Genomic DNA, 11157 nt, shown 5'->3' with positions numbered 1-11157 from the left:
GACCCGGACGAGGAGCTGACGGACCCTCCCTACCGTGGCCTGGCCCGTTTCGAACCCGGCGACCATGCCCGGTTCTTCGGCCGGACCCGCCTGACGGAAGACCTCACCGACCTGGCCGAAACCCACCGGTGCGTCATGGTGCTCGGCCCGTCGGGCAGCGGAAAGTCTTCCCTTTTGCGCGCCGGGCTCATCCCCCGGTTGCAGACCACCGCGGACACGGCGCTGCGTCCGGCGGCGATCCGTATCCTCACGCCCGGCCCCCGGCCGGTGCACGAACACCGCAAGCTGTTCACCCCGGCCCCTGGAGCGGGAGACACCTGGCTGGTGGTAGACCAGTTCGAGGAGACCTTCACGCTCTGCCGGGATGCGGCGGAACGATCGGAGTTCGTCCGCCTGCTGGCGTCGGCCCGCGATCCCGGCAGCCGGCTGCGGATATGCGTGGCGGTACGGGCGGACTTCTATGCCCGCTGTCTTGAGTACGAGGCACTGGCGGCGGTCCTCAAGGAGGCGAGTCTGCCGGTCGGCCCGATGACGCCGGACGAGTTGCGTGCAGCGATCGTCAAACCCGCAGCCGCGGAGGGGCTGGTCGTGGAGCGTGCGCTGACCGCCCGCCTCATCGAAGAGGCCGGCCAGGAGCCGGGCGGTCTGCCGCTGCTGTCGCACGTCCTGCTGGAGACCTGGCGCCGCCGCCGCGGCCGTACCCTCACCCTCGACGCCTACGAAGCCGCCGGCGGCATCCACGGCGCCATCGCCCAGACCGCCGAGGACTTCTACTCCCGGCTCACCCCGCCTCAGGCGGAGGCCGCCCGGCACATACTGCTGCGCCTGATCACCCCGGGAGAGGGCACCGCTGACACCCGCCGCCCCATCGACCGGGCCGAGCTCGCCACGGCACACTGCGCCGCCCCGGGCGCGGCCCCGGACACCGTGCTGGAGCGACTGGCTCGTGCTCGGCTGGTCACCTTGGACGGCACCACCGTCGACCTCGCGCACGAAGCGCTGATCACCGCATGGCCCCGGCTGTACCAATGGCTCGAGGACAACCGCGAGCGCCTGCGGCGCCACCGGCGCTTGACCGATGCCAGCCGCAACTGGCACGAACGCCGCCGTGACAGTGGGGCGCTGCTGCGCGGCACCGCACTCGCAGAGGCCCAGGACACCTTTCATACTCCCGCACAGATGGCAGAACTGTCCGCGCTGGAAAGGAGCTTCCTGCACCAGTCCGTCCGTGCCGCCCAGCAGCGCACCCGCCGCAGCCGTCAGTTCACGGCAGCCGTCAGTGTGCTGCTGGTCCTCGCGGTGGCCGCAACAGCGGTGGCCGTACGCAAGTCGTCAGTGGCGGACGCACAACAGCGGCTGGCCTCCTCGCGCCAACTCGCCGACCGAGCTCTACGGCTGAGCGGTTCATCCCCCGAGGCCGCCATGCTCCTCGCCCTGGACGGGTACCGCCAGGCCCCCACAGCAGAAGCGCGAGGCGGGCTGCTCAGCGCCTACGCCCGCTTCTACGCCAACCAGTTCACCAGCCACAGCAGGCCGGTGAGCAGCACGGCCTTCTCACGCGACGGCCGCACCCTGGCCACGGCCAGCGTCGACCACACCATCAAACTGTGGGGCACCCGCTCCCACCGCCTCCTGGCCACCCTGACCGGCCACACCGACCTCGTCAACACGGTGGCATTCTCCCCGGACGGTCACACCCTGGCCAGCGCCGGCAACGACCGCAGCATCAAGCTGTGGGACGCCCGCTCCCACCGCCTCCTGGCCACCCTGACCGGCCACACGAACACGGTCGAAGACGTCGCGTTCTCGCCCGACGGCCAGGAACTGGCCAGCGCCGCCAGCGATCGCACGGTCCGCCTGTGGAACGTGCGCACTCACCGGGAACGCGCCGCTCTGACCGGGCATACCGACGCAGTAATGCGGCTGGCCTACTCGTCGGACGGCCGCACCTTGGCCAGCGCTGACATGAGCCGCACCACCCGCTTGTGGAACACCTCCACCCACAAGCCCTCCGCCGAGCTGGCCGGAGACACCGGCGCGGTCAACGCCGTAGCCTTCGCTCCCGACGGCCGCACACTCGCCACGGGAAGCACCGACCACAGGATCAAGCTGTGGGACGTACGTTCCCGCCGCCTGCTCGCGACACTGACCGGCCACAGCGACGAGATACAGGAGGTGGCGTTCTCACCGGACGGCCGCACGCTGGCCAGTGCGAGCCTGGACGGCACCGTACGGTTGTGGCGCCCGCGAGCACGCACCGCCCTGGCCACGCTGACCGTGACACAACCCGTCTCCGCCCTCGCGTTCTCGCCCGACGGCCACAGCCTTGCGTCCACAGGCACAGGCTCCACCGCCCTCCTGTGGGACGTGGCGAGGCGCCGCCCCGCCACGCTGACCGGGCGTACCGGCACCACCACTGCCGACACGTCCTTCGAGGACCGTTACTCCTTTCTCACCGTCGATCACGACAACCTGGTAACCCGCTGGTCCACGACTCCACCACGTACCGACCCACCGTCCCCGCGCCGCCCTCAGCCCGCCAAAGTGAGGGTGGCCAGCGCAGACGGCCGAACGCTGGCCACGGTCGGCAATGATGGAGTCATACGCGTGCGAAACCTGCTGACAGGCAAACTCCTCGCGGCACTGCCCCAGGCCACGGCCGCCACCACCACGTGGCAGCTGTCGATGACTCCTGACGGGCACACCCTGGCCGCCGCCGGCAACGACGGCACCATCCGGGTATGGGACGTCGACGCCGGTGTCCAGCAGCCCACCGCGGTCCTGTATGCACCCGTCTCGGTGCTTGGCCTGGCCCTTCGGCCTGACGGCCGCGCTCTGGCCGCCGTCAGCGCCGACGGCACCACACGGCTGTGGACCATCGGCTCCGAGCAGACCCGCACACCCCTTTCCGGCCCCAAAGACGCGACCAGGATCCTGTCCTTCAGCCCGGACGGCCGCACCCTGGCTGTCGGCAACACCAGCAACAGTGTGCGGATATGGAATGCCGCCACCCGCCGCGTCACGGCCACGCTCAGCACAAACGACGGCCTGACGCGCGCGATGGCCTTCAGCCCCGATGGCTCCACCCTCGCCACCACGGCCACCGACGGCACCATCCGGCTGTGGGACACCCGCACCCGCCGCCTACGCGCCGCCCTCACCGGTGCCGAGGCCGGCAGCAGCATTCACTTCTCCCCGACCGGACGCGCGCTGGCGACCATCACGGCCTCCGGCACCACCCACCTCTGGAGCACCGACGCCGAATACGTCGCGACACGTGTGTGCCGCCTCAGCACGCTCCATCACTGGTCCAGGCTCCTGCCGCACCAGCCGGTGCAGGACCTGTGCCCCTGAGCTCGTCCGTAGCCTCTGGCCCGGCAGCCGGTTGCCTAATCGTCCTTTGGGTGCGGATCCTCTGAAGTGATGGTCGGGATCAAGCAGTGAGGCTGTAGTCCTGCTGGTCAGGGCTGGGGTAGAGGCGTTGATGTTCGCGGGCCGCGTGGAAGATCCAGTAGTCCTCGAAGTCGCCGTTCGTGATCACTGTTCGGAGCTGGAGGACGGCTTCGGCGCCGTCGAGCCCCCAGCGGGCGCCGGTGATGTCGAGGCGGTCGGCGATCAGGTGTCGCCAGGCGCCTTCGACGGCGCCGGTGGCGATGGGCCAGCCTTTCTTGAGGGCGGTGTCGTAGCGGAGTTGGTCGAGGTGGCCGGTGAGGTAGCGGTGGCAGGTGGTGACGGCCTCGCGGCTGGCGGCGGGAAGCTGTCCGGCTGCGGCCTGGGCGGCCATCTCGGTAGCCGCGCGATCGGCATGTCCGGCAAGGACCGCGGTGAGTTTGTCCCCGGCCCAGATCTCGGCCTCGCGGCTGCCTGCTGGGTGGAAGGCGTGCGCGGCCGTTCAGCAGTACTCGGCGACGTGCACGAAGTCGAGCAGGACGTTCGGGTGGTTGCCGCGGCGGGCGGCTTCGGCATGGGATCAAACCGAGTTGGTGGCGGGGCCGTCGACGAGCACGATCCAGTCGCGCAGATGCTGCGGGTCGCCGGCTTCGGCCTGGGCGAAGGCGTCGGCGACTACCTGCTGGGCGGATGGATCACTGAGGCGGTGCACCATTTCCGCTCCGCTTTCGGGCCCGGCCACGGCGGTCGTAGCTCGCTGCGGCCGCCGGGCGGGTGCACGATGTCGTGCGGCCGGCGTGGTGCGGGAGTGGCGTCGAAGACGCAGGCCATCGTCGCCATTCTCTTGCGGTTGGGTCTCCCCCCCTGGGGCCAGGCGTCCGCGCCTCCCGGCCGCCGCGGTCTTGGCCGCGGCCCGGCGGGTGGCTTCGCGCAGGGCCTCGGGACGCATCACCACGCCCTTGCCGTCGACCTGGATGACCAGCGGCATCTCGCGGGTGCACGGGGTGGGGACCTTCGCCGCATAGTAGGCGGCGACATCGACGGCGGTGGCCAGGACCAGCTCCTTGAGACAGCGCTTGCCCAGCACTTTCCCGCATCGTCGCTCGATCGCGGCGGCGGCCTGGTCGAACGAGCCGCGGACCGCTTCCAGGACCGCGAGCCGGGCCAGACCGCGCGGGTGGCGGCCGACGGGCAGCGACAGGTGCTCACCGGCTGGGTGCACGTTGGGCACACCTCGGCCGCGGTAGGCGATCCGGGTCACCCGCACTGGTCCGAACACGCAGGTCAGCAGGCGACTGTGGTTCCTCTCCCGCCAGGTCCGCGGCTGTCCTTCCGGACCGAGTACCACGCGTCGTCCTGCGTCGGCTGCCACCGCCGTCTCCTCCTTGCCGGCACGCCGATCGAGGTGGTCCTGCATCAGATGCCGCAGCAGTTCACGTCCGAGCTGTTCGAGTTGCCCTTCCAGTTCGTCATGGGACATGCGTGCCGCCGGGCTGCCGGCCAGCGTCAGATGAGGTGTTCGAAGGCATCACGGGAGGCGGAGTACGGATCAGGCTGGGGTAAGGCGTCGTACGGTTCCATCGAGGGCTCTTCCCCGGGAATGGTTCGTTTCGGTTGGCACCTTCGAATCCACGAGGAAGAGCCCCGTGGTCACTGGGAGCTGGCCCGGCTCCGCCCCGGGCCTCGCTGGGCGAGGGTGAACCGTCCCGGCGTGTCCTCCTCCACCCCCGTTCCACCAGCCGCTTCAGCTTGCTCCTGGTCCCCTCGATCTTCCCGGTCGTCGTCGGCAGACCGATCCGCGGCACGATCTGCTTGCCCTGCACCGGTCCCGGCGCATCGGCAATGCTCTCCACAATGTCCCGGTACCCATCCGGCAGCACCACCACCACCAGGCCCTCCCGCCACGGCGGCACCATCGTCACCCCGCTGCCGTGAGGTGCCGACGGCTTGTCCGCTTCCGGTGCATCCTCCGCCGCAACGTCCGGTTCGGCCTCCGCGGCCGACAGCTCCGCCAGCACCTGCGCGACGGTCTCCCGCATGATCTCCCACCGCGAAAGATCCTCCCTCGCCTTCTCCAGCCGGGCAGCCAACTCCGCAGCCTCAGCCTGTGGTTCTTCCCCCCTCTGTCGAGCCGCGGCCTCCCGCGCCTGAAGCTCTTCCGGCAAAGACACCATGGCGCCCCACCTCCACCCCGCCACGGTAGAAGTGGGACGGCGCCACCCCACACCAATCAGCGTCTTCCCAGCTCAGCCATCCCCCGAGAGGATCCGCACCCAAAGGCGAAGACACCGGCCGGCAGCACCAGCCCCCGGTACGGGTGGCCGTCCACCACCCCGACGGCATCCGCTGGCACGACAACACCATCTGCCCGCTGACCGGCACCCAGTGGGCCGACTTCCACCACGACGCCACCACCCACACCCTCTTCCGCACTCCGTCCGCCACAGACGCCACCACCACTTCGAGGCGCCCGGCGACACCGTCACCTTCGCCCTACACCACACCCTGCCCGCCGCCCGGATCACCGGACCCGTCGCCTTGCGCCTGTGGGCCTCGGCGACCGGTTCACCCTCCTCGACGAGGGTTTCTGGTCACCGGCCGGTGGGGCGCAAGGCCTGACCGGGTTTCATGTCACTTATCCCGGCTCGTGGGCCCCAGTCATGATGGCCGACCGCTCTTCGCGGGCGACGGGCGTCTAATGATCTGTGTACTGCTCGTGCGAAGTCTCGGGCTGCCGTATCCACGCGGCCAGGAGCCGAAGCGCCTCTTCGGAGCTGGAGCCTGCCTCGGCGGTGTAGACACTCAGCCGCTGGTCCGGGTCGGCGGGCAGGGTGAGGGACTCGTAATGGAGGGTGAGCGGGCCGACGATCGGGTGGTGGAAGTGTTTGCTGCCATGCGTGTGTCGATACACGTTCTGGTCGGCCCACCAGCGGCGGAAGTCCTCGTCCGCGATCGAGAGCTCGCCGACGAGTTCGGCCAGCAGCGGATCGTGGGGATGGCGTCCGGCGTCGCGCCGGAGCGAGGCGACAATGTCCTGGGCGTGGGTGTCCCAGTGGGTATACAGCGAGCGGGCGGTCTCGTCGCGGAACATGAACCGCACCAGGTTCCGCTCGCGGTGCGGCAGCGCGTCGAAGTCGGTGAGCAGCGCACGTGCCATCTGGTTGGAGGCAAGTACGTCCAGCCGTCTCCCCAGCACCAGGGCGGGGGTGTGCTCGAGGGTCCGGAGCAGGTCGCGCAGTCCCGGACGGACCGGCTGCGGACGCGTCACCGTGCGGCGGGGCCTGCCCGCGGCGGGTTTGGCGAGCTGGAACAGGTGGGTGCGTTCGACGGGATCGAGGCGCAGCGCGCGGGAGATGGCGTCCAGCACGGTCTCGGAGACGTTCAGCCGGCGTCCGCGTTCCAGGCGTACGTAGTAGTCGACGCTCACGCCCGCCAGTTGCGCGATCTCTTCGCGGCGCAGTCCTGGCACGCGCCGAGGGCCGCCGTCGTCGGGCAGGCCCGCCTGGCGCGGGGTGATCCGTGCCCGCCGGGAGCGGAGGAACTCGCCGAGAGCTGTGTTGCGGTCCATGCCGTCCACGATAGGGCCCCAGATCGCCCCGACGGCCCGCGAAGGGGGGACTGGCAGTCCCCCGGTCCGGCTGTCCCCGGGGCGAGGCGGGCTCCCCAAAAGACGTTCGGCAGCCGATTCCGGTGCTGAAGTGGAACGTGCCGAGACCGCCCGGGGCCCAACGCCCCGGTCGGCCTCTGTTCGCATCGCACGAAGGGAACTCCTGTGTCGGACACCAAGACATTCCTGATCACCGGCGTCAGCACCGGCCTGGGCCGCGCACTCGCGCGCGCGGCGTTGGCCGCGGGCCACCGGGTGGTGGGCACGGTGCGCACGCCCGCCGACGCACGGGCCTTTGAGGCGCTCGCCGGCGACGCGTACGCCCGCATCCTGGACGTGACCGACCATGGCGCGGTGGACACGGTCGTGGACGAGACCGAGCGCGTCCTGGGCCCGGTCGACGTACTCGTCGCCAACGCCGGGTACGGCCATGACGGCCTCTTCGAGGAGTCGTCGATGGATGATCTTCGCCGTCAGTTCGAGGTGAACGTCTACGGAACCGTGGCGGTGATCAAGGCCGTGCTGCCGCACATGCGGGAGCGCCGTTCGGGCCACATCATCGCCGTCACCTCGATGGGCGGGCTGATCACGATGCCGGGCCTGAGCTTCTACCACGGCAGCAAGTTCGCGGTGGAGGGCATCCTCGAAACACTCGGCAAGGAGGTCGCCGATTTCGGCATCCATGTCACCGCCGTCGAGCCGGGCAGTTTCCGGACCGACTGGGCCGGCCGCTCGATGGTCCGCGCACCCCGTGCGATCGCCGACTACGACGAGCTGTTCGAGCCGCTGCGCGCCCGGCGCATCAACGGTAGCGGGACCCAGCCGGGCGACCCGGACAAGGCCGCGGCCGCGGTGCTGCGCATCGTGGCGGCCGACCAGCCGCCGACGCGCCTGCTGCTCGGCACCGACGCGCTTCGGCTCGTCCAGGCCGGCCGCGACGCCTTCGAGCGCGAGATGCTGGCATGGGCCGAGCTGTCGGCCTCCACCGACTTCGACGACCTCAGCCGGTCCGCCTGACGTCACTCGCTGCCGGGCCCCAGCGAGGGGCCGCGACGGCGGCCGTCATCACCAAGCCGGCCGCTCTTGGTCCACCACAGCCGGACCTGCTCACAGCCGTTCACGCCCAGCGCCCCCTGACAACCGGGTGGAGGTTAAGAGTCAAACCAGGGCTTATGTCGAAAGTGAATGTGACCGTCCTGTTGTCGGGTGCCGTGTGTCAGATGCATGGTCTTGGTCATGTCTGAACTGCCTTCTCGTCTGTCTGTGGTGACGCTCGGTGCCCGGGATTTGCCGAGGCTGCGCCGGTTCTACTGCAATTTGGGGTGGACGCAGATCCCGTCCAGTGACGACGACTGGACGGGCTTTCTGCTCGGCGGTGTGCTGCTCGCTTTGTATCCCGTCGAGGAGCTCGCCGCCGAGGCGGCGGATGGTTCTCCGCCTCCCACCGGTTGGTCGGGCATCACGCTTGCTTGCAATGTGGAAAGCCCGCAGCAGGTGGACACGGCTTTCGAGGCCGCGGTGGCGGCCGGTGCCATGGCTGTGGCCGAGCCGGTGGACCGCCCCTGGGGTGGCCGCTCTGCGTATATCGCTGACCCGGAAGGCAACCGCTGGGAGATCGCGTGGGCGGCCACCGCAAGGTTTGACGGGCGTGGTGCGCTGATCGCCTTCGGCGACTGACAGCCTCGCGTCATAGCCACTCGTTGATGGCCGCGATGCGGACGGTCGCCGCGTAGCCGACGGCGAGCTTGTGGTATCTCCAGGCCACGGCGCGGTGCCGTGCCTCTTGAGGCGATTGGTGCCGCACCCGACGGCGCACCGGGCCGTGTACTCCTCCGGGTCGAACTTCGGCGGCCTGCCGCCTTTCGCGCCGGGGCTCCTGCGGTTGCGGGCTTGTTCGGCCTTGGCCGGCATGGGGCAGCGGATCCCGCGCCGACGCAGGTAGGCATGGTTCTTCCGGGATGCGTGCGCCTTGTCGGCGGGGATGCGATCGGTTCAGGTGCGGGGCGGCCTGCCCGGCGCCGATGTAGGGCACGCGAACCTTCCCCAGGACGTGCTCGAACTGAGGGGAGCCAGGGAGCCCCCGCACTGCCCTGCCGTGACCACAACCGACATGGCTTCACTGTTCCCGACCGGCCTGGCCTGCGGCTTCGTACGCTGGAGGACGTGCTCGCCTGCGTCCAGGCCGAGGGTGTCGAACTGCGGCTGGATGCTACCGAGGTGCAGGTCCGCCGGCCCGCTGCCGACCGCGGGGGCAGGCGGGCGTTCGTGTCGGGCAAGAAGAAGCAGAACACGATGAAAGCCACCGTCATCGCGGACGGCAAAGGCCGCACCCTGTGGACGGATGCTCTGCGGCCAGGGCGGAGGCACGATGTGACCGCAGCTCGCGCTGCCGGTATCACCGGCTGTTTTCGCCACTTCGACCTGGTCGAGGTTGTGCTCGATGACGGCTACCTGGGTCTGGGCCGCGACCATCCCGGCCAGGCCGCGCCGGATCGACGGGGCCATCGGCGTGGTCCTGGAGAGCTGCCGGCTCTTCCTCGTCCACCTGCTCGGCACGGAGACGGCGAACTCGCTGTTCCCGCCGCCGGGCGACATCCGGGAGCTCCAGACTCACCTCGCGGAGTACGCCGCCCAGCTCCCGGTCCCCGTATCCGAGTTCACCGCCAAGGCCCGCGCGGCCCGCGGTACGGACGAACTGCGGCGCGCCCTGGGCATCGGATCCGCCGAGCTGAACGACACGCTGCGCGCGATGAGCCCGTCCCTGGGCCCGGTCAGCCACGCCGCCGAGCACGAAGAGGCGCTCCGCACCTATCTGGGCCTGCGCAAGAAGGAGTTCGTCAACCGGCTGCGCTGGGCAGTGCTGGAGGACTTCGACGCGCGCCGTCCGATGCCCGACTGGCCCTCGGTCCGGGCGCTGGACTGGATCACCGCGCCGGAGGCATGGGAGTACACCATGGACGCGGTCGACACAGGAGTCCTGGAGGCGCACGTGGAGGAGCATCTGGCGCTGCGCCCGGGCCGCTCGGTGCCGTTGCCCCGGTCGGGCGAACATCTGCCTGCCTCCGACCAGGTACGCGGCGCGAACTTCCGTACGATCACCAGTCCGGCCGCTGAACTCGTGGTGCTGGTCAGGGCGGCCGGACACCCGTTGCCGGCGGCCCTGACCGGAGCCGAGCCCGCCCAGGAGGTCACCGCGCAACTGGAGACCGCGGACGCGCTGGACTTCCGCCCCCTGTCCCCCACCGATGTCGTCGGCTGGCTGGCGGCCCTCGGCCAGTGGCCTGGCGGGATGGCGGTGGTGACGGATCCCGAGCCGACCGGGGCCCTCGGCGTCGGTCACGAGCGGCACGGAGTTGTGCCCGACGACACGCCCGCGGCCGGTTGTCACGGAGCGCCCCTGGTGGGGGCAGCCGTCGGGGTGGGGAACTGCCGCGCGCCGGCCGAGACGCGCGCCCGGATGGTGATGGCGAACTCGTGTGTGTCGGGCACGAGCGTGCTGGGCCGCCCGTCGAACAGGACGTGGTGCGGGCCTGGCGTCCCGCGTACCGGACGTCCTGGAGAGCGGCGACGGACGGGAGGTCTTCGGCTCCGCCTTCTGACGGAACGTTTCTCCGTAGCGGAACTCTATACCGGTTGTCAGTGGACTCGGTCTTCGGTGTCTTCCGTGGTGTCGTCGTCGGGCAGGTGGACGTCGTTGACGGAGATGTTGACCTCGACGACTTCCAGGCCCGTCATCTGTTCCAGGGCTGAGGTCACGTTGTCGCGGACGTCGGCGGCGATGGTGGGGATGCTGCCCCCGTACTCGACGACCACGGCCAGGTCGATGGCTGTCTGCCGTTCACCGACTTCGACCTTGACCCCGCGGCTGAAGTTCGAGCCGCCGCCGGGGACTTTGTCACGCATCGCACCGAAGGTACGGGCGAGGCCGCCGCCCAGTGCGTGGATGCCGGGCACTTCACGGGCTGCCATTCCGGCAATCTTCTCCACCACGCCGTCCGCGATGGTGGTCTTGCCCCGGGGCGAGGACAACTGGGCGGGGCCGGTCCGCCCGGATGGTGTCGTCGCGTTGTCCGGGCGGCGGGGCTCAGCGGATTTGTGCGTGCTCGGGCTGATCGGCTCCGTCATGCGAAGCCACCTCCTCAGGTGGTCCACCGGCTCTC

The 11157-nt window shown here is 70.1% G+C and carries 6 protein-coding genes and 2 pseudogenes; 4 read left to right on the top strand and 4 right to left on the bottom strand.

Features of this window, described 5'->3' with window-relative positions:
• Positions 1 to 3354: hypothetical protein (locus ACH4EB_RS35850; protein ID WP_398352564.1), on the top strand; the 3354-nt coding region annotated here is incomplete at its 5' end.
• 79 nt (positions 3355 to 3433) lie between these two features.
• Here the strand turns inward: ACH4EB_RS35850 and ACH4EB_RS35845 are convergent.
• Together ACH4EB_RS35845 and ACH4EB_RS35840 are read right to left on the bottom strand one after the other, a co-directional pair.
• Positions 3434 to 4971: pseudogene (locus ACH4EB_RS35845) on the bottom strand (ISKra4 family transposase).
• A gap of 1114 nt (positions 4972 to 6085) precedes the next feature.
• Complete coding sequence (locus ACH4EB_RS35840; RefSeq protein ID WP_398352563.1) at positions 6086 to 6958, bottom strand: helix-turn-helix transcriptional regulator; 873 nt, start codon at positions 6956 to 6958, stop codon at positions 6086 to 6088.
• Positions 6959 to 7162: 204 nt separating this feature from the next.
• Between ACH4EB_RS35840 and ACH4EB_RS35835 the strand changes: the two genes are divergently transcribed.
• On the top strand, positions 7163 to 8014 hold the full coding sequence (locus ACH4EB_RS35835) for an oxidoreductase (RefSeq protein ID WP_398352562.1): 852 nt from the start codon (positions 7163 to 7165) through the stop codon (positions 8012 to 8014).
• A 219-nt stretch (positions 8015 to 8233) separates the two neighbouring features.
• Positions 8234 to 8674 carry a VOC family protein gene (locus ACH4EB_RS35830; protein ID WP_398352561.1) on the top strand — a complete coding sequence of 147 codons (441 nt, stop codon included), beginning with the start codon at positions 8234 to 8236 and terminating at the stop codon, positions 8672 to 8674.
• 10 nt (positions 8675 to 8684) lie between these two features.
• Here ACH4EB_RS35830 and ACH4EB_RS35825 read toward each other — a convergent pair whose 3' ends face one another.
• On the bottom strand, positions 8685 to 8813 hold the full coding sequence (locus ACH4EB_RS35825; protein ID WP_398352560.1) for a hypothetical protein: 129 nt from the start codon (positions 8811 to 8813) through the stop codon (positions 8685 to 8687).
• Between the two features lie 296 nt (positions 8814 to 9109).
• Between ACH4EB_RS35825 and ACH4EB_RS35820 the strand changes: the two are divergent.
• Positions 9110 to 9556, top strand: a pseudogene (locus ACH4EB_RS35820) (transposase family protein); the annotation flags it as partial.
• Between the two features lie 1077 nt (positions 9557 to 10633).
• Here ACH4EB_RS35820 and ACH4EB_RS35815 read toward each other — a convergent pair.
• A complete protein-coding gene (locus ACH4EB_RS35815) occupies positions 10634 to 11122 on the bottom strand; it encodes an Asp23/Gls24 family envelope stress response protein (protein ID WP_398352559.1) in 489 nt (162 codons plus the stop codon).
• Positions 11123 to 11157 lie beyond the last annotated feature (35 nt).

Source organism: Streptomyces sp. NPDC018045 (assembly GCF_044327445.1).
Lineage (GTDB): Bacteria > Actinomycetota > Actinomycetes > Streptomycetales > Streptomycetaceae > Streptomyces.
Note: the sequence above shows the minus strand (reverse complement) of the source record. Positions and strands in the feature narration are given on the sequence as shown.